The sequence below is a fragment of the Nostoc mirabile CHAB5784 genome (assembly GCF_020829645.1).
GTDB lineage: Bacteria > Cyanobacteriota > Cyanobacteriia > Cyanobacteriales > Nostocaceae > Nostoc > Nostoc mirabile.
The window spans coordinates 53,363-74,912 of sequence record NZ_JAIVFS010000001.1 but is presented as its reverse complement, the minus strand read 5'-3'; the positions used below and the strand labels follow the sequence as shown (position 1 = coordinate 74,912).

The 21,550-nt window shown below is 43.3% G+C and carries 17 protein-coding genes and 1 tRNA gene; 11 read left to right on the top strand and 7 right to left on the bottom strand.

What is annotated here, in order from left to right:
- Positions 1 to 226: 226 nt before the first annotated feature.
- Both LC653_RS00340 and LC653_RS00335 read left to right on the top strand, forming a co-directional pair.
- Positions 227 to 2,116, top strand: coding sequence for a serine/threonine-protein kinase (locus LC653_RS00340; protein ID WP_229492079.1), 1,890 nt, complete (start codon positions 227 to 229; stop codon positions 2,114 to 2,116).
- Between the two features lie 177 nt (positions 2,117 to 2,293).
- The gene (locus LC653_RS00335) at positions 2,294 to 3,187 is read left to right on the top strand and encodes an SDH family Clp fold serine proteinase (protein WP_229492317.1); all 894 of its coding nucleotides are present in this window, start codon (positions 2,294 to 2,296) and stop codon (positions 3,185 to 3,187) included.
- A gap of 31 nt (positions 3,188 to 3,218) precedes the next feature.
- Here LC653_RS00335 and LC653_RS00330 read toward each other — a convergent pair whose 3' ends face one another.
- Positions 3,219 to 3,920: a peptidoglycan-binding domain-containing protein gene (locus LC653_RS00330; protein ID WP_229492078.1), complete on the bottom strand. Its 702-nt coding sequence runs from the start codon at positions 3,918 to 3,920 to the stop codon at positions 3,219 to 3,221.
- 629 nt (positions 3,921 to 4,549) lie between these two features.
- Here LC653_RS00330 and LC653_RS00325 point away from each other — a divergent pair.
- The 7 genes from LC653_RS00325 (at position 4,550) to LC653_RS00295 (ending at position 13,312) form a co-directional block, all read left to right on the top strand.
- Positions 4,550 to 5,968: a hypothetical protein gene (locus LC653_RS00325; RefSeq protein ID WP_229492077.1), complete on the top strand. Its 1,419-nt coding sequence runs from the start codon at positions 4,550 to 4,552 to the stop codon at positions 5,966 to 5,968.
- Positions 5,969 to 6,250: 282 nt separating this feature from the next.
- On the top strand, positions 6,251 to 6,712 hold the full coding sequence (gene rimP / locus LC653_RS00320) for a ribosome maturation factor RimP (protein WP_229492076.1): 462 nt from the start codon (positions 6,251 to 6,253) through the stop codon (positions 6,710 to 6,712).
- A gap of 182 nt (positions 6,713 to 6,894) precedes the next feature.
- Positions 6,895 to 8,169, top strand: a complete 1,275-nt coding sequence (nusA, locus tag LC653_RS00315; protein WP_229492075.1) for a transcription termination factor NusA — start codon at positions 6,895 to 6,897, stop codon at positions 8,167 to 8,169.
- 148 nt (positions 8,170 to 8,317) lie between these two features.
- Positions 8,318 to 8,587: a YlxR family protein gene (locus tag LC653_RS00310; protein ID WP_229482756.1), complete on the top strand. Its 270-nt coding sequence runs from the start codon at positions 8,318 to 8,320 to the stop codon at positions 8,585 to 8,587.
- Between the two features lie 482 nt (positions 8,588 to 9,069).
- Positions 9,070 to 12,228, top strand: a complete 3,159-nt coding sequence (infB, locus tag LC653_RS00305) for a translation initiation factor IF-2 (RefSeq protein ID WP_229492074.1) — start codon at positions 9,070 to 9,072, stop codon at positions 12,226 to 12,228.
- 104 nt (positions 12,229 to 12,332) lie between these two features.
- Positions 12,333 to 12,953, top strand: a complete 621-nt coding sequence (locus LC653_RS00300; protein ID WP_229492073.1) for a low-complexity tail membrane protein — start codon at positions 12,333 to 12,335, stop codon at positions 12,951 to 12,953.
- A gap of 161 nt (positions 12,954 to 13,114) precedes the next feature.
- Positions 13,115 to 13,312 (top strand): hypothetical protein, encoded by a 198-nt coding sequence (locus tag LC653_RS00295; protein WP_229492072.1) that lies wholly within the window; start codon positions 13,115 to 13,117, stop codon positions 13,310 to 13,312.
- Here LC653_RS00295 and LC653_RS00290 read toward each other — a convergent pair.
- Entirely contained in the window at positions 13,309 to 13,845 is a 537-nt protein-coding gene (locus tag LC653_RS00290) for an alpha/beta hydrolase (RefSeq protein WP_229492316.1), read from the bottom strand. The genes LC653_RS00295 and LC653_RS00290 overlap by 4 nt on opposite strands.
- 886 nt (positions 13,846 to 14,731) lie before the next feature.
- Between LC653_RS00290 and LC653_RS00285 the strand changes: the two genes are divergently transcribed.
- A complete protein-coding gene (locus tag LC653_RS00285; protein WP_229492071.1) occupies positions 14,732 to 16,426 on the top strand; it encodes a DUF1565 domain-containing protein in 1,695 nt (564 codons plus the stop codon).
- Positions 16,427 to 16,884: 458 nt separating this feature from the next.
- On the opposite strand, the gene LC653_RS00280 is transcribed toward LC653_RS00285, so the two are convergent.
- A complete protein-coding gene (locus tag LC653_RS00280) occupies positions 16,885 to 17,178 on the bottom strand; it encodes a DUF3493 domain-containing protein (protein ID WP_229492070.1) in 294 nt (97 codons plus the stop codon).
- A 33-nt stretch (positions 17,179 to 17,211) separates the two neighbouring features.
- Between LC653_RS00280 and LC653_RS00275 the strand changes: the two genes are divergently transcribed.
- Positions 17,212 to 17,283: transfer RNA gene (locus LC653_RS00275), tRNA-Thr, on the top strand.
- 244 nt (positions 17,284 to 17,527) lie between these two features.
- Here LC653_RS00275 and LC653_RS46710 read toward each other — a convergent pair.
- The 4 genes from LC653_RS46710 to LC653_RS00250 all read right to left on the bottom strand — a co-directional run bounded on the left by LC653_RS46710 (position 17,528) and on the right by LC653_RS00250 (position 21,233).
- On the bottom strand, positions 17,528 to 18,370 hold the full coding sequence (locus LC653_RS46710; RefSeq protein ID WP_308188978.1) for a helix-turn-helix domain-containing protein: 843 nt from the start codon (positions 18,368 to 18,370) through the stop codon (positions 17,528 to 17,530).
- 193 nt (positions 18,371 to 18,563) lie between these two features.
- Positions 18,564 to 19,451 carry a DMT family transporter gene (locus LC653_RS00260; RefSeq protein WP_229492069.1) on the bottom strand — a complete coding sequence of 296 codons (888 nt, stop codon included), beginning with the start codon at positions 19,449 to 19,451 and terminating at the stop codon, positions 18,564 to 18,566.
- Positions 19,452 to 19,839: 388 nt separating this feature from the next.
- Positions 19,840 to 20,835: an iron-containing redox enzyme family protein gene (locus LC653_RS00255; RefSeq protein ID WP_229492068.1), complete on the bottom strand. Its 996-nt coding sequence runs from the start codon at positions 20,833 to 20,835 to the stop codon at positions 19,840 to 19,842.
- Complete coding sequence (locus tag LC653_RS00250) at positions 20,826 to 21,233, bottom strand: hypothetical protein (RefSeq protein WP_229492067.1); 408 nt, start codon at positions 21,231 to 21,233, stop codon at positions 20,826 to 20,828. Before LC653_RS00250 ends, LC653_RS00255 begins: the two co-directional genes overlap by 10 nt.
- Positions 21,234 to 21,550 lie beyond the last annotated feature (317 nt).

The window sequence follows — 21,550 nt, the reverse complement described above, 5'->3', positions numbered from 1 at the left end:
TTAGCATGAACAATCAAATAAAATTTTGGTGTAAAGGTATAGTTTAGCTAAAACTATTAGGGTATACCCAACTCTATATTAGTAATTATTGAGGTTAATGAAAATGTTCTCTAAGTAACTTATTCAAAAAGCTACAACACTAATGAAAATTGAATTTCCAAAAATTCGTGTTGGCTGAACTGAATACCGTGCCAAAATAAATACCAGGAATTGTCAAATATTACTAATGGTGTGGAATGCAGGAAAGTCTTTATTCGGTGGACGCTACATTATTGAAAGCCAACTAGGCGAAGGCGGAATTGGCATTACTTATCTTGCCAGAAATCAACGGAATCAACTGCGAGTGATTAAAACCCTCAAAGAAGAAATCCTGAATCACCCTGCCTGGATACTCCACCGAAACAAGTTACGGCAAGACTTCCGTGATGAAGCAGTTCGACTGGCTGTGTGTCACCATCCTCATATAGTACAGATAGAAACCATCTTTGATGAGGGAAATTTGCCCTGCATGGTGATGGAGTACATCGAAGGCGAAGACTTAGGACAGCGCCTGAGACGGATGGGGGTGCTATCAGAAGCAGAAGCGCTACTGTACATCAGGCAAATTGGGGACGCTTTGACGCTAATTCACTCTAAAGGGCTGCTGCATCGGGATCTCAAACCACGTAATATTATGATCCGCATTGATAAATCAGAAGCAGTGCTGATAGACTTTGGCATCGCTAGAGAATTTATTCCCAATATGATCCAAAGGCATACAGTATATCGTACTCCTGGTTTTGCCCCACCTGAACAGTATGAATCAGAAGCGCCACGAGGAGAATATATTGATATCTACGCCTTAGCTGCTACTTTGTATAATTTACTTACCGCAGTTATACCGACGAGTGCAGATGATAGACGTCACAATATTAATTTAGAACCACCACAATATTTTAATCCTAAGATCAGCGACAGGGTAAATCAGGCTATTATGTGCGGCATGGATTTGGAGTCAACCTATCGTCCCCAGTCTGTACAGGAGTGGTTGGATTTATTGGGGCCTGATACTGGCGATAAGATAGCACCAATATCATCTACCTTGGTGATAACGCCTAAACTTAAACCACCTCCACCTGTTGTATTAGCTCAACAGAAGTGGCAATGTGTACAGACCCTCAAAGGTCATTCTAGTATGGTTCATGCGATCGCCATTAGCTCAGACGGGCAATTGATTGCTAGCGGCAGTAATGACCATACTATTAAACTTTGGCAACTGGGTACTGGCAAGCTAGTGCGTCAACTGGGTCGTTGGTCTTCTGGTCATTCCAGTATGGTTCATTCCGTCGCCTTTAGCCCAATCTCTCCAAACCTTTCTTATCAAGGGGAGTCTGGCAAATCTGCGGGAGTTGCAAACCAGAACCGGGAAATCTTAGCTAGCGGTAGTTGGGATAACACCATCAAATTGTGGGATGTAAACACAGGAAAAGAAATTTGTACTCTTACTGGTCATACTAATTGGGTGAATTCCGTTGCCTTTAGTCCAGATAGCAAATTTCTGGCTAGTGGTAGTGCTGACAACACAATTAAACTGTGGCAAGTACACACAGGCATAGAAGCCCAAACTCTCATAGGCCATTCTGACTCAGTTTCATCAGTTGCTTACTCTCCAAGAACGCCTGCAACGAATAGCAAGGATAGGCAGCTTGTGGCTAGTGGCAGTGCTGATTACACCATCAAATTATGGCAAGTATACACAGGCAGAAACATTTGCACATTATTAGGCCATTCCTTCTTCGTCAACGGTATTGCCTTTAGCAAGGATGGGGAAATTATCGCCAGTGGCAGTGGTGACAACACAATTAAACTGTGGCATGTAAATACAGGCAAAGAAATTTGTACTCTCATTGGTCATTCTGATTCAGTTTGGTCAGTTGCCTTTAGCCATGATGGGCAATTTCTCGCTAGTGGCAGTTGGGACAATACTATTAAACTGTGGCACGTACACAGTGGCAGAGAAATCAGCACACTTATAGGGCATTCCAATTACGTTAGATGCGTCGCCTTCAGTCCCGATGGTCAAACCCTAGTTAGCGGTGGCGATGACGACGCTATCAAGATTTGGCGACGGGGATAATAGATAATTCGTAATTCGTAATTCGTAATTCGTAATTCGTAATTCGTAATTTTGAATTAACATCTCTCTGTGCTGAGTGTGGTTCGATAGTTTTAAACCTACAGATAGAAATGCGATCGCTCAAAAATTGTCACAATAATGACGGCAACCGTTATTTTTGAACAAGAATTAATATTTATGGGCTTTGGTATTGGTGATTTATTCTGGATTTTCCTGCTTCTGACTTCTTTGCAACCCCTTTGGCAAAAACGTCAAATAGAATATCGCCGCTTGCGTGCTTTACAACAATTCCAGCAAGAACGCAATAGTCGGGTAATTTTGCTGATTCACCGCCAAGAGTCCCTTAGCTTTTTGGGAATTCCCCTATCTCGCTACATTACTATCGAAGACTCAGAACAAATATTGCGAGCAATTCGCCTTACACCCCCAGATGTGCCGATTGACTTAATTTTGCACACTCCTGGTGGTTTGGTTTTAGCTACAGAACAAATCGCCAGAGCATTAATTCGCCACCAGGCAAAAGTTACAGTCTTTGTCCCCCACTATGCCATGAGTGGCGGTACAATGCTTGCGATCGCTTCTGATGAAATTATTATGGATGCTAACGCTGTCTTAGGGCCAGTTGATCCTCAATTGGGTAACTACCCAGCAGCAAGTATTCTAAAAGTAGTCGAAGATAAACCCATTAGTGAGATTGATGACCAAACTCTAATTATGGCCGACCTTTCACGCAAAGCAATTGGGCAGGTACAGAGGTTTGTACGGACTCTGCTAAAAGACAGTATACCCAAACAAAAAGTTCTGCCAGAAAATATCGAATCGATTATCGAAGCCTTGACAACCGGCCGCGTCACCCACGACTATCCCATCACTATAGAAGAGGCAACAGAAATGGGGCTGCCCGTAACAGTCGGACTGCCCCATTCTATTTATGATCTCATGGATTTGTACCCACAGCCACAAGGAGGCCGACCCAGCGTCCAGTACATTCCTATGCCTTACAATGACCGTCGTCCAATTCTACCTATACCTAAGGGCAGACCCTTAGAAGAACCAAATCAAATGACTTGAGAGGTTTTGGGATAGGAGTTTTTTGTGACGACTAGGGTGTAGCTGTTGGTGTAGCTGTCGGGGTAGCTGTCGGGGTAGCTGTCGGTGTAGCTGTTGGTGTAGCTGTCGGCGTAGCTGTCGGCGTAGCCGTTGGTGTAGCCGTTGGTGTAGCCGTTGGTGTAGCCGTTGGTGTAGCCGTTGGTGTAGCCGTTGGTGTAGCTGTTGGTGTAGCTCTCGTTCTACCTCTTGGTGTAGGAGTCGGTGTAGCTGTTGGCTGACTGAAGACTGTCTTTGCTTCTTCATTCAGCCTTTGGCGGAGTGCTAAATTAGCAATTCCAGTTTCTTGCAACTGATATTTCTTCTGATACTCCTTCACCACTGCTTCCGTGCGGGAATCATAAAAATGATCGCGCGAAAGGGGAGGATTTGGCTTTACCACTGCATTCAAATTTGTGTGCAGAATTTGAATGATGCTAGCAGCAAAACCTTGGGTTTTTGGCCCTGCTATCCCATCAACTGGTTTTAGCTTATAACCCGTTTGAAATTCACGAATTGCCTTTTTAGTTTCCTCATCCGTCAAAGCACCATTTGTTACCTTGACGTTATAGCCTAACCCTCGCAACACAGCACGGAATTGCTGGGGGGTATAGCTACGTTGAGAAGCTGCGAAACCTGTGTCTGCAATTACGACACTAGCAGTTATCAGGCAAGTAACAGCAAAGTTCGCGCTTGATTTTCCAAACCCACACCACATACTTAAAACTCCTTTGAGTTAAATCAGCAGGATTATAAATGTTAACAGCTGCATTTTAAGTTTGTTTAATAACTTTTTTTGCGCTTTTTTAATGTTTTTTGAATAATTTGTGATTTATTTTTGTCAAATTTAACTTTCTATACAAAAACTAATTTGCGTCATCCATCAAAAGGAGTATCTTGTATTAGCAGAGATACAGCCTCATTTGAATCGAATCCACCCCTTGAACACTGAATTAGTGTAGTGCATACATCTGTCACCTGTGTCAAGCTAGAGCCAGGGCAATCTAAGATGTTGCCCGAACGGAGCGGCTTTTGACCTTCGTTCAAAATTTATCCTGTTAGCGGATAGCTAAGGTTTAGCCCATTCTGGCTCACCTCGACTACGCCCTTCGGCGACCACCTGGCTCCTGAATTCTGTTTCGATAAATGAAAAAGCTTATATAGCGCTTCTCACTTAAGTGCAATACAGACCTAACCCCCAACCCCTTCCCTACTAGCGTTGGGGAGTAAGATTCAAAGCCTCTCTCCTTTTAGGAGAGAGGTTTGGAGAGAGGTCAAAGTGTATTGCTTCTATTCGAGAACGGCTATATTCCAAACATTCAGGAAATGTATAATATATGACAAAGCATGAAAAATATAAAATCTTCTAAGCAGCAGAATCTTTGGTTTGAAAGAATTATGGCAATTACTGCCACCGTAAATTTAGGTTTAGTTTTGTTTAATTTAAGTTACGTACCTTGGCGAGATTTCTACTTGCGAAAACTTCCCCAAATTATTCAGATTTATGACCCAATAAAAGGTATTGAACCCCATCGAGACACAAAAAGTTATTTAGAAACAGTAGACGCATTAGAAGAACAAGTCAGGCAAACAGGGTTAGAGTCTTCTCAGGTAAATAACAGGCTAATACAAATAAGTCGTCTTAGCAGCGAGATGATTGACAGTAACCCGTTTGCGGGAGTGAATAAAAGTGGGACTCTGGAAAAAATCAAAAAGCGGATGCGATCGCACATCGGTAATGAATCTGCAAAACAGTCCTTTGCCACTTTTTGGAGTCAGCCTTATCTATCACAAAATGGCTGGGTTAAAGAAATTAATTTTTTTAATGAGAGCATCCGCCCTTTAATTGCCTCTAACTACTTCCGCCAAATTGGTGAAAATGGCGAATTTGTTGATAATTTCTGGATTATTGACTTACCCTTTGTGATTTTATTTGGCGTAGAATTGCTGGGACGCACTTTCTTGATCAGACGCCAACATCCTGGTTTTAGCTGGTTGGAAGCACTATTGTGGCGTTGGTACGACCTATTTTTACTACTGCCATTTTGGCGGTGGCTACGAATCTTACCTGTATTAATTCGCCTCGATCAAGTGCGGTTATTGAATCTGCATCCAGTGCGAAAACAAATTAATCAGGGGATTGTCGCTAATTTTGCCGAAGAACTCACAGAAATTGTAGTGGTGAGAGTAATTAATCAGGTTCAGGGTTCAATTCAGAAGGGTGAGTTAACGCGCTGGCTTTCACAACAAGAAAATTTACGTCCCTACATAGATATTAATAATGTAAATGAAGTGGAAGCGATCGCAGGTCTTTTAGTAAAAACAATAGTCTACCAAGTGTTACCCGAAATCCAACCTGCGATCGTTGCCATTTTGCGCCACAACATCGAAACCGTCTTCCATCAAGTCCCCGTCTACCGCAACCTCCAGAACCTCCCTGGTGTGGGACAGGCTCAAACCCAGTTAAGCGAACAACTGGCAACTCAAATCACAACTAATCTTTACAAAACGTTAGTTAGTGCTGTTGAAGATCCTGTTGGCGCAAAACTCACCAGTCAACTAGTAGAAACCTTTAGCAAAGTCTTAGGATCTCAAATAAATGAAAAACACGTACTCTCAGAAATTCAGAGTTTACTTTTTGACTTCTTAGAGGAAATCAAACTCAACTACGTCCAGCGTTTGTCCCAAGAAGACATAGACCAAATTATCGAGCAAACCAGACAGTTACGAACACAAGTATCAGTTCCAGCAGTAGTGAAAAGATGAGGAAGCAGGGGGAAATCAATTCAAAATGACGCTCGCGGACTCGCTAACGCTGCGCTAACAAAATTCAAAATTCAAACATTTTAGAACTTCTGCCTCACCTCGACTGCGCTCGGCGACCACCTGCCTCCTCTTTCCCAATGCCCAATCCCCAATGCACGACTATAAAAGAAATGCGCTAAACTCGAATTAGGCGAATCATAATTGGTTCGTCACAATACTTCTTGGAAGATATACCTATCGCAGGAAGTGGGTCAGTGCCCACTTTTTTTATTGAATTTTCTCATGGCTCATCCTTTAGTTACACAAATTATTGATTTGGCGACACCAGTGGCAGAAGAACTGGGATTGGAAGTGGTTGGCGTGGTTTTTCACACTAACCAAAGTCCACCAGTGTTGCGGGTAGACATTCGCAATCCTGAGCAAGACACCGGGTTAAATGATTGTGAGAGGATGAGCCGTGCTTTAGAAGCCTCCTTAGATGCTGCCCAAATCGTTCCAGATGCATACGTCTTGGAAGTGTCTAGTCCTGGGATTTCGCGGCAACTGGTAACAGACAGGGAGTTTATTTCCTTTAAAGGATTTCCTGTCATCATCTCCACTTCGCCACCCTACGACGGACAACAAGAGTGGACTGGTCAGTTGATTCGCCGGGATGAGACAGCACTTTACTTAAACCAAAAAGGTCGTGTAGTCGAAATTCCCCGCTCCCTAATTACTAAGGTGCAGCTAGACGAGCGCCGATAAACAAAGGGCTAAGGGTGGTTGAGTTAGAGATTAGAACACCTTGGCTCAAGGCTAAAGGTTAGGGACTAAGGGCTAGAGATTAGAGGCTAGTGTAAAACTATTCTCTAATCTCTGGCTCTAATGCGTAGTTTTCAGTCCCCACTCCCCACTCCCCAGTCCCTAATTTTTAAAGGAGATTGCTTATGTCAATGGTTACTTTACCTGGATTAAAAGAATTAATTGAAAGTATAAGTCGAGAGCGGAATTTACCCCGTCTTGCAGTTCAATCAGCTATTAGAGAAGCACTACTCAAAGGCTACGAACGTTATCGTCGCGCCCAAAATTTAGAACGCAAACAGTTTGACGAAGATTATTTTGAAAATTTTGAAGTAGAACTCGATATTGAAGGAGAAGGATTTCGCGTTCTTTCCACCAAAACCATTGTCGAAGCAGTTAATAACACAGACCATCAGATTTCCCTAGATGAAGTTCAACAAGTAGCTCCCGAAGCGCAGTTAGGGGACTCTGTGGTGCTGGATGTGACCCCCGACCAAGGAGAGTTTGGTCGGATGGCGGCGATGCAAACCAAGCAGGTACTGGCGCAAAAATTACGGGATCAACAGCGCCAAATGGTGCAAGAAGAGTTCCAAGATTTAGAAGGAACTGTCCTGCAAGCAAGAGTCCTACGGTTTGAGCGGCAATCAGTGGTTCTTGCAGTTAGCAGTGGCTTTGGTCAGCCAGAAGTAGAAGCCGAATTACCGAAGCGGGAACAGCTGCCCAACGATAATTATCGGGCAAATGCCACCTTCAAGGTATATCTCAAAAAAGTCTCCCAAGGTCAGCAACGAGGGCCACAGTTGCTTGTGTCTCGCGCTGATGCTGGTTTGGTGGTTTATCTTTTCGCCAACGAAGTTCCAGAAATCGAAGATGAAGTGGTACGGATTGTTGCCGTAGCTAGGGAGGCAAACCCCCCTTCCCGTTATGTAGGCCCCCGGACTAAGATAGCAGTAGATACCCTTGATCGCGATGTAGACCCAGTAGGCGCTTGTATCGGAGCCAGGGGATCGCGAATTCAAGTGGTAGTCAACGAATTACGTGGTGAAAAAATAGATGTAATTCGTTGGTCGCCAGACCCAGCAACATATATTGCCAATGCCTTAAGTCCAGCACGGGTAGATGAAGTACGCCTAATGGACCCAGAATCCCGGCAAACTCACGTACTAGTAGCTGAAGACCAATTGAGTTTAGCCATAGGCAAAGAAGGACAAAATGTCCGTTTGGCAGCCCGTCTGACTGGTTGGAAAATAGACATCAAAGACAAAGCTAAGTATGACTATGCAGGAGAGGATGCCAAATTTCTGGCTGTAAGAACAAAATATCAATCAGAGGAAGACGATCTTGAATATGAGGAAGAATTCGAGGATGAAAATCAGGACGGATTAGAAGAGGAGGATACTTTTGACAATGATGATGAATAATTGATTAAATTTGTAAAGTTTTGATACTGGAGATTGTAGTCTCAGTCTCTTGGATTATTTTCTCAAAAGCTACTTGGTATGAGTAAAAAATAGTAATAATAAACTTCTTTTTACATCCAGAATGCTGGACTGAGATCACCCAGAAGCGATGAAACCAAATTATCGGCGCTGTATTAGTTGCCGGAAAGTAGGGTCAAAAGATGAGTTTTGGCGGATTGTCCGCGTCTTTCCATCGGGAAAGGTACAATTAGATCAGGGCATGGGGCGTTCTGCCTATATTTGTCCGCAAACGAGTTGCCTACAAGCAGCTCAAAAAAAAAATCGACTAGGGCGATCGCTACATGCATCAGTGCCAGAAACACTGTACCAAAGCTTGTTGCAACGTCTAGCCCAGAGCAATACCCAAAACCAAATTTAATTGGAACAACTTTGTGACGTCATCACCAGAGGAATGGTGCGAAAGCCGAAATCGCGCTTTCATGACACCCTCTGTTGGTCGTTAAGGTTAGTGCCAAAATAGTAAATGGGTGTAAAAGGCATTCGGCTCTCCAATAATTAAGAGGGGCGAGGCAAGATTCCCAGAACAAGATGTAATCGATTGTGTTGTGGAAGACTCAGAATCACCAAAACAAGAAACTACAAAATGGCAACCTGGTAGCGCTCAGGCGCAGTTCGGCGTCAGGGGTTCCTATAAAAATCTTTTATTTAAAAAATTTTTATGGGTGTCCCTCAACCATCATTCCTGGTGGGGATGCCATTATTAAACCGAAACATCTCTCTTTCCTGATTGGAGGCACCGGCAAAAACTGAACGGCAGTCTAAAAACAGTAATCCAAGGATGGAGATGTCGCACTCCCAGGCAACCATCCGCTAAAACTGTAAATTAAAGGGGAAGAGTGGATGAACAACGGCAAAGTTAGAATCTATGAATTATCAAAGGAATTGAATTTGGATAACAAAGAGCTATTAGCAATTTGCGACCAGCTCGATATTGCGGTCAAAAGTCATAGCAGCACGATTTCAGAATCCGAGGCAGAAAGCATCCGCACAGCTGCGGAAAAACTCGCAGCAACGAATGTCTTTGCCAAAAAGGAACTACGTACAACCACCCATAAACCAAACTCACCACCAAACGGCGGATCTGCCCGACCTGCTGCACCCCACAAACAGCAAATTTTGGAAATACGCAAACCCAAAATATTGAGAAATACTACCCCCAACGCCCCAGAGGCGTCAGTTGCTACCAATACCCAAGCTGCCTTGTCTGAAGCTAATCCTCCCTCTCCACCACGGCCTTTCGCTACACCAGTCTCACCCATGAAGCCGGCAGCACCAACTCGACCTGTGCCCCGGACTCAATCTGAGACTCAAGAGCAACCTCCTGTCACAGACTTGGAACAAACGCCAAATCCCAATCAGGCATCGGAAAAAATAGCATCCCAAAAACCAGAAAAAATAGTTCCACCCAGACCGAAAGCGGAAAAACCGATCAAACCGCAATTAGTTGCCCCTCCGGCAAGACCTGCGGCAGAAGAAGCCCAGGTGGCAGATGAGCCAGTATCTCAGGCAGACAAACCGATCCTCAAACGCGACCAACGGCAACGACCCGTCGAAGGCGATCGCGAACAAATTAAGCCAAGAGTTGCTAAACTGCCAACTGACCAGTCTGTGCAATCTGCACCACAAAGAACAAGTCGTCCTACCCCTGCACCCACTAGACCAGAGCAGAGGGGCAGTAGACCATCTGCACCGTCACAACTAGGAGAGGGGCAACGACCCAGGCCAGCCCGCCCTGGCGAAGCTGTAGCAGCCGCAATGCCGATCGCTACTCCACCCAGGCAGATGTCAGGAATAGCTGGCAAATCTCAAGGATTGGGTGATGAGCCAGTCGTAGCACCCGATCTCCTCGATTTGAAACGCCCAAGTCCACCTCGCCCCACCAAAGGCGGCAAAAAGTGGGTAGAAGAGGAAATAATTGACGAAGTTAAAGAGAAGGCTAAAGCTGGCGTTAAAGGCAAGCGGATCAAGCCGATATTGGATGATGAGTTTGAAGAAGATTTGCTAGATGATGACGATCTAGACTCACCAGCCACCGTCCAAGTCAGCCTTTCCATTGCCCGTCCTCCCAAACCCAAAGCTACTCGACCTGTGCAGATGCCAGGTGCAAGCCTTGCTAGCGCCCCAACTGCTAGAGGAAGTAGAAAGCCTGGTTCTAAATCTGGTTCTGGCCGTGACCATCAGAATAACCGTCGCCAACAAGAAGCCGATACAAAGCGTGACCGTCCCGAAAAGGTCGTGATCACAGGCCCGTTGACTGTGCAAGAACTGTCTGATGTTTTAGCCGTTCCCGATACAGAGATTGTGAAAATCCTGTTCCTTAAAGGCATGGCGGTGAGTATCACCCAAAATCTGGATATTCCCACAATTACCCTAGTAGGAAAAGAACTAGAAATAGAAGTCGAAACCGCCGAGCGAGAAGCAGAAGCTCGGAAAGTTACGGAAATGGTTGGCGCAGAAGACCTAGAATATCTCCACCGCCGTCCGCCTGTCGTAACAATTATGGGTCACGTAGACCACGGTAAAACAACCCTGCTCGACTCAATCCGCAAAACAAAAGTGGCTGCTGGCGAAGCTGGCGGGATCACTCAACATATTGGTGCATACCATGTGGATGTGGAACATGAGGGTCAACCGCAGCAGATAGTCTTCCTGGATACCCCCGGTCACGAAGCCTTTACAGCAATGCGGGCCAGAGGAGCGCGGGTAACAGACATTGCCGTGTTGGTAGTGGCTGCTGATGATGGTGTGCGTCCTCAAACCATTGAAGCCATTAGCCACGCCCAAGCTGCGGGAGTGCCAATTGTTGTTGCAATCAACAAAATTGACAAAGAAGGGGCACAGCCAGAGCGGGTTAAACAAGAACTCACCCAGTATGGTTTGACCTCAGAAGACTGGGGTGGTGAGACGATCATGGTTCCCGTGAGCGCCATCAGAGGTGAAAACCTGGATACGCTCTTAGAGATGATTCTCTTAGTAGCAGAGGTTGGAGAACTATCTGCCAACCCAGATCGTACCGCCAAAGGAACTGTAATTGAAGCACATCTGGATAAAGCCAAGGGAGCAGTTGCTACCCTGCTAATTCAGAATGGCACCCTGCATGTGGGAGATATCTTGGTAGCTGGTTCGGCCTTTGGTAAAGTCCGGGCGATGGTGGATGACAGAGGCAAGAGAGTAGATATTGCTTCTCCTTCCTTTGCTGTCGAGGTACTAGGTTTAAGTGATGTGCCAGCAGCAGGTGACGAGTTCGAGGTCTTCGAGAACGAGAAAGAAGCCAGAGCACTTGCTAGCGATCGCGCAGACAGACAACGCCTATCCCGTTTGTTACAGGGTCGTGTTACCCTTACAACCCTGTCGGCTCAAGCCCAAGAAGGCGAGTTGAAAGAACTCAACTTGATCTTGAAGGGAGACGTACAAGGTTCCGTAGAAGCCATTGTGGGAGCGCTCAAGCAAATCCCGCAAAACGAAGTCCAAATTCGGATGCTCTTGGCTACTGCTGGGGAAATCACCGAGACAGATATCGACTTAGCAGCTGCCAGTAACGCTGTAATTATTGGCTTCAACACCACCTTCGCCAGTGGTGCTAGACAAGCCGCCGATGAAGCGGGTGTAGATGTTCGTGAATACAACGTAATCTACAAACTCCTAGAAGATATCCAAGATGCCTTGGAAGGTCTTTTGGAACCAGAGTTGGTGGAAGAACCCTTGGGTCAAACCGAAGTCCGTGCCGTCTTCCCAGTCGGTCGCGGTGCGGTTGCCGGTTGCTACGTTCAATCCGGCAAGCTAGTTCGCAACTGTAAAGTCAGGGTGCGACGTGGCGGTAAGGTGATCTTTGAAGGCGTCCTTGACTCCCTAAAACGGATGAAAGAAGATACCCGTGAGGTCAACGCCGGTTATGAATGCGGTGTCGGCATGGATAAATTCAATGATTGGGTTGAAGGTGACATCATCGAAGCCTATCAAATGGTTACGAAGCGCCGCACTCTCACCTTAACAAGGTAGTGTTGAGGGTAAAATGGTTAGAAGTTAGGAGTGATAAATTAGGAGTTAGGAGTTAAAGACTGCTAATTCCTAACTCCTAACCCTTAACTCATAACTTTTTATATATGCATTCATTTCGCTCTGAACCTATTTTGTGGATTCACGTCGCTGGATTAGCGACGTTGCCTGTTTTTTTAGTCCTCTGCTTATTTTTCCTGTCTGTAGGCGAGCCGTTTTTACCAATGTGGATGGAGCTATTTTTAGTTGCTGCCATTGGTATTCTCCCTTTGCTATGGATGCAGTTGCGTCGCCCTTTTTATATATTTGCTCTTTTAGGAATAGCCCTAAAGCCAGAAAATCTGACCGAGCGGCAGCGAAAAATTCTCTGTTTAATTAATACAAAGTTAAATCGTATCCTGGCATTAGTAGCAGCAGTATTGTCGGTTTGGGTGCTGTGGCAGCTTTACCAAATTGCCCCATTAGTAGCAAATTCAGCTAAATTTCTCCCACAATGGCGCAGCGTTGCATTATTGTTTGCGGGTTTAGCATTTTTGGGCAGCAATCTATTTTTACAAATACCTGTGAGTGTAATGCGAGTTTTAGTGACTAATGACACAGAATTCGCTGGCATAGAGCCATTATCTTTAGAAAAGATTAAGCAGGATTTTACAATTTTAGGAGTACGGGTTAATCAAATCGTGCCCCGGTTGTTGGAATCTTTGTTTAGGATTAATACAGATTCGTAGCAGCCCGTAAAGTATATTATTTCACTTTAAAGGGCTAGAAAGGGGAGATGAGGGAGATGAGGGAGATGAGGGAGTCAAGGAAAAGAATTAATAACCAATGCCCCATGCCCAATGCCCAATGCCCAATTACCGTTGAAGTTAAAATAAAGGAATGAGAAACTATGACTCAAATTCCAGCTTCTAGCGATCGCCAATTTTCTGCTGATACTGAAATTTGGTATAGCCTCAAATGTGCGATCTCCACTAGTTCCGGTTTTCAACGCTGGCAACTAGAACGCGATGCTCAATTACACGGGATTCGCTTGGAACAGCAGGTACAACGGTATTTAAGGGAAACTTTAGAAACTTTAGCTTACTAAACACCAAATAAATCTTGTAGGCTTGTTTGCAAGCGGCGGAGTTGACGGTATGCACCCTGCAAGCGTTTTCCATCAACTTCCACTTCATTTGTGGGATAATTCTTAATAATTTCGATTAGCGACACCTGCCCGTCTTGACTCGCAGAAAGTACTAAAGCGGCTCGCAAAGCCTGCCGATCTGCTCTCCGAGACGGTGTATAAATAACTTGACTAATTTGATCCAAAATAATATTACCAATCCGGCTATTCAGCACTCTATCTAAAAATACAAGGTTTACCTTCACCGGCTCTGTCAAATACTGACGGATGGCTTTGGGATCTTGTCGCGCCAAAGCAAAATTAACTCGTAGTGAACGTGAAAGTTCACCTGTTTGGGCAAAGGTAGATAGCTCCTCCACTGAAAGTGATTCACGGAAGATACCATAGTTTAGCACCACTCGTTCCGCAGCAAAGACAGGCGGGGACAAAAGTAGAAGGCAGGTACTACCTACTAAAACTAAAGCGCGACGCAGCCCCAAAAATTTAAAACGCATTTCTCCCGATTCCCAATAGGTTTGCTTTTGCTGTAATGATATTCCAGCACAATGAGTTGCGGCATCTGGCTTTAGGGAATACAAAAAAATAAATAATTCACTAGGCAGGATGAGCGCTTAGACAAGGCTGGGAGAGACTTGTTGATAAACAGTACATCGGGAGCATCCCAATGCAAGCAAGAACATGTAAGTCAAAAGCGAACGAAGCGACAGCGTAGTGTTCGCGCAGCGTGTCGCAGACAAGCAATCCCATATCTTGCGATTGCTTCGCTCCACTACGTTGCGCTCGCAATGACAATTTATAACCTGACAGGACTTACGCAAACAATAGCCGAAACCCTTATTTCACGTAGGGGCAATTCATGAATTGCCCCTGAGCGCGTGTACTTTTGCGTAAGTCCTACCTGAGTTTGATATAACTTACACATTTGGGATGCTCCCCAATACATCTGCCTCATCCCGAAAGCCCCCAGTAGAGTGGGCGCGAAAATCCAGTTACCATATCAATTAACAAGACTTAGGGCAAAATCTCTTTGTTAAAGGTAGATAAACTTCCGCTAGAGTGTACTAGTAGTCTGCCAAGGCAAGTTTACTGCGTGAGAAACTTTTTAAACAAACATCTTTTTTTCTCTGACTCTGTGTTCTCTGTGCCTCTGTGGTTCGTTCTTTTACCTTTCAAAGTTTTCTTGACAGAGTACTAGTAGAATTTTATAAATAAAATAATATAACTAATGTATAAGTTCTGTGATCTATCTAAGGAATTTAGCTGAATCAGTGCTAATCATCCAGTATAGTTTTGCATGGGTTTTACAGCAGCTACAATGGCTGCTTGCTACCTTTAACCTTGTTCGACACACCGTAATTCAGCACATCACAGACGGAAAAAATGAAATACCGGGGTTTTCACATTTCTCTAGCGGAGATTTTTCGCCTTCTTTCTAGCAGTCATCTCAGATATACTTTACGCGTGGGAGCCGGACTAACGGCAATGCTTGTTGTCTCTAGTGGGTCAATACTACTACCTGACGAGGTTAATGCTGGTGCTACTCATCCAGAAGGTATCGCCCCAACTCTCACAGCGCAAGCTCCTGCAACTGCCGCAGTGATTTACGTTAACCCAGCAACTGGTGCAGATAGTGCTGGTGCTGGTGCAACCTCGGCTGCACCCTACAAAAGCATAAGTTTTGCTCTAAGTCAAGCCCAAGCAGGTGCAGTTATTCAATTAGCACCTGGGAACTATAACCAGGAAAGTGGCGAAACCTTCCCGCTCTTGCTGAAACCAGGGGTGACACTGCGGGGTGATGAAGCTACTAAAGGTCAAGGGATATTGATTACAGGTGGAGGTTTCTACACTAGTCGCACCTTTGCCAGACAGGACATTACCATCCTTGCCGACCAAGATACCACGATCGCTGGTGTCACCGTCACCAACCCAAATAGCCGGGGTACGGCTGTGTGGGTGGAGTCAACTAATCCGATTATCAAAAACAGTACTTTTACTAACAGTGTCAGAGAGGGTGTTTTTGTAACGGGTACAGGCAATCCCAAAATTGAAAGTAACCTCTTTGTGCAAAACAAAGGGAATGGGATTTCAGTTGTTAGAGCTGCTCAAGGAGAAATTCGGAATAACTTATTTCAGGATACTGGTTTTGGTCTAGCGATCGGTGGCACTTCCACACCCCAAATTGTGGAAAATCAAATTATCCAAAACCAAGACGGTCTTTATATCTCCGAATCAGCAAAGCCCGTATTGCGTAAGAATGTCATTCAGAACAATAAGCGGGATGGTGTAGTAGCGACTGTCAATGCTCTACCCGACCTTGGTACCAACGAAAATCCTGGTGGAAATCTTATTCGCAATAACACTCGTTATGATGTGAACAACGCCACAAAAACCAGTCAAATTCTCGCTGTTGGCAACGATATCGATCAGAAAAAGATTTTCGGCTCAGTAAATTTCGTTGCTGCAACTGTTGACGCACCGCCTGGAGGTCCTGTCGCCTTTAAGGATGTGCCAGCAAATTACTGGGCAAAAGCTTACATCGAAGCTTTAGCTTCTCAAAATATTATTGCTGGCTTTCCTGATGGCAGCTTTAAACCCAATGATCCTGTAACCCGTGCTCAGTTCGCCACTATTATCACTAAAGCCCTAACACCACCAACTAAACGCACAGCAATTAAATTTAAGGATGTAGCAAGCAATTTCTGGGCTTACGCTGCAATTCAATCTGCTTACCAAAGTGAATTTGTTTCTGGTTATCCCGATGGCACTTTTAAGCCACAGCAGCAAATTCCCAGAGTGCAGGCGTTAGTAGCTTTAGCTAATGGTTTGGGCTTAACTGCGAATGATCAGAGTGTCCTTTCCTTTTACACCGATGCTGCCCAGATTCCTAAGTATGCGATCGCTCCTGTTGCTGCGGCAACTGCACGGCAACTAGTGGTCAACTATCCCACAGCGAAGCAACTAAATCCTAATCGGGAAGCGACTAGAGCCGAAGTTGCTGCCTTTGTTTACCAAGCACTCGTCAATGCTGGACGTGCCCAACCAATTCCTTCATCCTATTTGGTAACAGTTCAGTAAATGCCTAGTACCGCTATGCGTAATTCGTAATTCGTAATTCGTAATTCGTAATTCGTAATTCGCAAGGATTCTAGATATTTGAAAGGGGTGGTTTATTTCCGCCGTACTGTACTAGTTAGCAAATTGGAAGCGCCAGACTAAAAAATTATCAGTCTGGCGTTTCCAATATTGTGAGTTTTATTAATTTTAGGGGTTTTTAAATATAAAATTTGGGGTCTTTAAATATAGCTGACTCCATTTGAATGTGATTGGTTTTATGGTCAGGGTCTTTATATTGGCTGACCCCGTTTCAACGATTTCTAGTTTCTCAGAAATTTTTGCTTTTTGAGATTTCCTAATAATTTTTTTATTTTTTCTCTTTTGATATTTTCATCTTCATCAAAGCATTAATAAATTTGAAGAATATAAAGATATATAAAAGGAAAGCAATAAAAAATTAACAACTAAAATTTCTCCCTTCAGGGATTAGGATTTTTACCCGATTGGGGGCGTCGTTGCCGACGCTGCTCCCAGCGCCAGAGGAAGACCATTAAGGCAACAATTCCTACTTGGAGAGCTAAACTTGGCATTGCACTCTCAACATTGCGTCCGGCAAGCACTTGGAAGAAAAAGACGAATGCACCGAGTAAGCCAGAAGCACCGAAAGCGATGTAGAAAAATTGTCGTAAGCCGCGATAAGGAGCGGCTATTTCTGCTTTGAGGCTGGCGTATTGTTCAGGGTTAAGGCGATTTTTGCGATTTTGATCTACCATGATTAAATCATGTTATACTCTTAGATTGTGTACGCCGATGTGGCTCAGTGGTAGAGCAGCTGATTCGTAATCAGCAGGTCGTGGGTTCAAATCCCATCATCGGCTTTGATGAAAGTATTACTCAACACTAAAGTTTGACATAAATTTTTGTACACTGACAAATTATCTGTCATCGGTGAATAGATTAATGTCGTTGTGACTATTTAATTGTCGTCGTGACAAATTAATGTCGATCAAATGCTAGTGACAGATTAATGTCATTTATTCACAGAGACTAGAACGTAGGGATATTAGAAGTGAAGCATAAACTGGAAACTTATGTATGTCAGTATATCTTGAAGTGAACTACCTACACCGACCTGACGGTACGGTGTAGGCTTCCGGCTTCATTGACAGATACCCCTTTTTCTTTCAGATAGATAGTCTTAATCCGCCTCTGCTCGGCAAGAACGGGGTTCCCTCCGCCCATAGATAATATCCGAATTCCTTCTTTGCTGATGTTCAATGCTGCATTACCATCACGGTCATGATGAGCATTGCACGATGGACAATCCCATTCACGGATATCGAGCGTCAACTCATCAAGAACATAACCGCAACATGAACACGTCTTAGAACTGGGGAAAAATCGACCTATTTCTACAAGTTGTCCACATAAGTGTTTCAACTTATAGAATAAGCTCTTGTTCCCATTTGTGAACGGGCATGAGTCCTCGTTAACCCAAGTAGAACACCAGTTTCGTCCAAAAATACTAAATTTTCTGGCTCTATATGTTTGACCTTTTCCCAATAATCTAATCTTAAATTCAGGACTCAATAGTCCCTGCTTGGGTACTCCGCTTTGTTTTTTTTTACGATTTAATCCTAATTTCTGTAACGCACGACACATTGCACTTTGACCTACCCAATTGCCAGTCTTGTCTGCAAATAATTCACACAACTCTATCAATGTTGCATCGGGATGTGATTCAACTAATTCTCTCAACTCTATGTCAGCATTTGTTAGATGACTAAATTGTGGTTTTCCTCGCGGCTTGGATTGTAAATTTCCTTCAAATTTTTGTTGTTTTACAAGCTTTTGGACTAAACTCTTTGACACGGAAAATATGTTAGTTACTTTCCTGATTGAGATGTTTTTCTGAAGATGTGCTGCAACTATTTTTTCTCGAAGATCGACAGAGTATGACTTCATTTAAAAGTATTTATATTTTAATCTAGTGTACCTCATAATAGACGCAAGTGCTGTATATTCTGAGTCCAAGAGAGCTTCTCGACACTAGTATTTAAAATTACAGATATTAAGCAAAATTTTACTGGAATAGGCATTCATTACAGAGCGATCGCAAAACTTTTCGGTCTACTGAATTTAGATGCGTTTGCTCTGGCTACTCAAGTAGCTCATTATGTTTTTTTAAATAAAGGATTACACCACAGATGCCAGCCATTCCTATCAGTTGTAAAGGCTCAAGAGTTTCTTTAAGCAACATGAACGCTACAATGCCTGCTGAAACAGGTTCAAGCATTCCAATAATAGTAGCAGGAAATGCATTTATATATCTAAGACCCTCCAAATATAACCAATTCGGTAAAATAGTTGCAAAGATGCCAATAAAAATGAAATAAGCCCAAATTTTCAATGTATATTTATCGGAAAATAAATTAATTGGATAAAATAAAAATAGCCAAATGATGGATGAAAATAAAAAAGAATAAAAGGTCATTGTCCATGTATTAATATTTAGGGAATGACCGCGTTTTCCCCAAATATTATAGAAAGCAAAACTAATTCCACATAAAATCCCAACACAAATACCTGCGAAATTGGTTTTTAGAAAATCAATGTTGTATACCCCTACAAGCATGGAACAACTAAACACACTTATAATTAATAAAACGCCTATTGTAAAGTTCATTCTGTAATTATTAGCAAAAATATCGAAAACAATTACGAATATAGGTGCTGTACATTGCAGCATAACTGCAATAGCTACATTGGTTTTACTTATAGAATAATAAAACGTTAAATGAATAGCGGAAAGAATAATTCCTTGGATAACAAGAAATTGTATAGCTTGCTTTGTAACTCTTAGAGGTTTTTTGAAAGCAAGTATTAGTAAAAATAAAATTACAGCGGCTACTATGGAACGAACTACTGTTAACTCTAATGGAGAAACAGACAAATTAAAAATTACTTTAGCTAAAGCACCAGCAATCCCCCAAAGAATCGATGCTAGCAATATAAAAGTGAATCCTTTAAGAGATTGCCTCTTCATTTTCATTTACTAAATATGCCATATTAAATCTGTTTATATTAGTGTTGCAATGTGACTTATTCCAACACCATCGGTGTACTAAAAGCAGAAGGAAATCTTCCTGACCCTTAAGAACTTAATAGGATTGAGGAAGCATTTTCTTTAAGCAGATCGTTCTTTTTTACTATGAAAGGCTCTGATCTTGCTCAGAGCCAGTTTCTTGCATATTGTTACCCCGTCAACTGAACAGGTTAAGTATTTCAATAACCTTTTCGAGCAAGACCATCGATTTATCAACATGCTTATCAAACCTGGGTAGGGTTTTTTCTTTCACACAGCTTGGATCGATTCTACAGCCAGATATGGATGTTGTTGCTTTTGAAAGTTCTAACACTCTATAGTATGCTTCTTATGTAAAACAACGAGGGATAATGTTTTGTTGATTGCCGTAGTAATCAAGAATCTGCTGTTCCTGTAGTACCATTGACTCTACAAGAATTCCAATGTGCTTCTTCACTACCAATTGTTCTTCAAGTGAAACACAGGGAACCTCTCCTAGCAGAACCTTTGAGATTTGCTCATGCTCCCCTTCCTCATTTATGCAGGCATGTAGCAGGATTGGTTCATAGAATTCAGAAGGAATATCTAATGCTTTACACAGCTTCTCAAATGCCTCGTTGAACTTCTTATAAGGCTGCTCGAAAAGGAAGAGCGCAGCCTTAAAACTTAGAGGATGCTGCTTCGCAAAAACCCCAAGTGTGGAACATAGTGCAAAGGTCATTGGTAGCGGCTGCATCCGCTCCAGTTGGTCACGTTCAAATCCTACACTCTTCAATGACTCCTCAATAATGCGGTCGTGGTGCAACTCAGAAACAAAGAATTGCTGTAGGAACTCTCGAGTAGTGCGTGATTCATGATTGGCTAAAGAGGGAGCCAGCATACTAGGGCAGAGATGAACAATGTGATAGTATTCCAAAACATACCCAATTAACTGGTTTCTGGTCACAGTTCCATCAACCATCCCTTGATAGTAGGCAGAATTGGCAACTCTCCCCTTCATTCGCTCAACGAATCGGTACAAATCTCTGTAAAACTGGCGTCCACTCACGCTACCAAAAGTTACTGTAGACTGTGTTTCGGTCAGCAGTCCAAGGCCGTCGAACTCGATGAGTAGTTTTGGGATTTGCTCTTGGATTCCTGGACAGTTCCAACCCAATTGCTCTTGTGGTATTCCGCCCATCTGTAGAAGCTGTAGCAATTGAGCGGTTTCCCTTCTGAATTCAGGAGCAATGTCGATAGAACACCCTTGGTCACGATAATGAATTTCGGCTCCAGAGTCGTGGAACGTAACAAGGACATTATTTCTGAAACCCGGCTGTTTGAAGAAATCCTTTGTCAATGACATAGATACCTCTGTTGATTAAATTGCCGAAACTCGTCGCAGTAAGCTAGTCGTGGACGAGTAGTAGTTCCATACAGCCGTGAAATAATACATACAGCATCAACAGGAGAGACAAGCTGCTGCAATTCACTAATGCTGCGTGTTCCGTCCATCTTCAGGAGAAGGCTGTGCAACGTTTCCACTGACAGACCGTTAACCTCGACACAAAAATCTAGACCATCTCGAGAAAGAACAATATGATCCCTAAGGGCAGTGACCTTACACACTAATCGAGGACGCAGCACTGAGTACTCTTGCTCATTTCCTTTATAAACTTCTTTATTAACTTCTTCTTGTTCCAAATCCAAAGTGATGGTCGGAATAGCCTCATCCTTGATATTGGGAAATTTATATTTATACATCGACTAACTCCACTACCATAATAGTTTAGTGCAATGTCATTACATTCTTGGAATAATTACTCAACGTTCTTTGTGCTAAGAGGATGTTTTAAAAGTCCTGGAAGGTATACTTTTGCCGTTCAGATTTAGGTTAATTCTGACGAAAAATCAAGGTTTCAGTCATGTACTGAGATGCTTTGCAGTGCTCACCATGAAAGCAAAAGACCCTTTTAAAACATCCTCTAAGCTTACGGATTTACTTATGACTTGGAAGTATTTAGGAGCGATTAATTGCAGTCCCTTGCCAACTATAGGGTAAACATTGAGGACAAACCAGA

Bases quoted from the DNA above. Each gene is read 5' to 3' on its own strand.
- LC653_RS00340 (WP_229492079.1), top strand. From the start codon at position 227: ATGGTGTGGAATGCAGGAAAGTCTTTATTCGGTGGACGCTACATTATT.
- LC653_RS00335 (WP_229492317.1), top strand. From the start codon at position 2,294: ATGGGCTTTGGTATTGGTGATTTATTCTGGATTTTCCTGCTTCTGACT.
- LC653_RS00330 (WP_229492078.1), bottom strand. From the start codon at position 3,920: ATGTGGTGTGGGTTTGGAAAATCAAGCGCGAACTTTGCTGTTACTTGC.
- LC653_RS00325 (WP_229492077.1), top strand. From the start codon at position 4,550: ATGAAAAATATAAAATCTTCTAAGCAGCAGAATCTTTGGTTTGAAAGA.
- rimP (WP_229492076.1), top strand. From the start codon at position 6,251: ATGGCTCATCCTTTAGTTACACAAATTATTGATTTGGCGACACCAGTG.
- nusA (WP_229492075.1), top strand. From the start codon at position 6,895: ATGTCAATGGTTACTTTACCTGGATTAAAAGAATTAATTGAAAGTATA.
- LC653_RS00310 (WP_229482756.1), top strand. From the start codon at position 8,318: ATGAAACCAAATTATCGGCGCTGTATTAGTTGCCGGAAAGTAGGGTCA.
- infB (WP_229492074.1), top strand. From the start codon at position 9,070: ATGAACAACGGCAAAGTTAGAATCTATGAATTATCAAAGGAATTGAAT.
- LC653_RS00300 (WP_229492073.1), top strand. From the start codon at position 12,333: ATGCATTCATTTCGCTCTGAACCTATTTTGTGGATTCACGTCGCTGGA.
- LC653_RS00295 (WP_229492072.1), top strand. From the start codon at position 13,115: ATGACTCAAATTCCAGCTTCTAGCGATCGCCAATTTTCTGCTGATACT.
- LC653_RS00290 (WP_229492316.1), bottom strand. From the start codon at position 13,845: ATGCGTTTTAAATTTTTGGGGCTGCGTCGCGCTTTAGTTTTAGTAGGT.
- LC653_RS00285 (WP_229492071.1), top strand. From the start codon at position 14,732: ATGAAATACCGGGGTTTTCACATTTCTCTAGCGGAGATTTTTCGCCTT.
- LC653_RS00280 (WP_229492070.1), bottom strand. From the start codon at position 17,178: ATGGTAGATCAAAATCGCAAAAATCGCCTTAACCCTGAACAATACGCC.
- LC653_RS46710 (WP_308188978.1), bottom strand. From the start codon at position 18,370: ATGAAGTCATACTCTGTCGATCTTCGAGAAAAAATAGTTGCAGCACAT.
- LC653_RS00260 (WP_229492069.1), bottom strand. From the start codon at position 19,451: ATGAAGAGGCAATCTCTTAAAGGATTCACTTTTATATTGCTAGCATCG.
- LC653_RS00255 (WP_229492068.1), bottom strand. From the start codon at position 20,835: ATGTCATTGACAAAGGATTTCTTCAAACAGCCGGGTTTCAGAAATAAT.
- LC653_RS00250 (WP_229492067.1), bottom strand. From the start codon at position 21,233: ATGTATAAATATAAATTTCCCAATATCAAGGATGAGGCTATTCCGACC.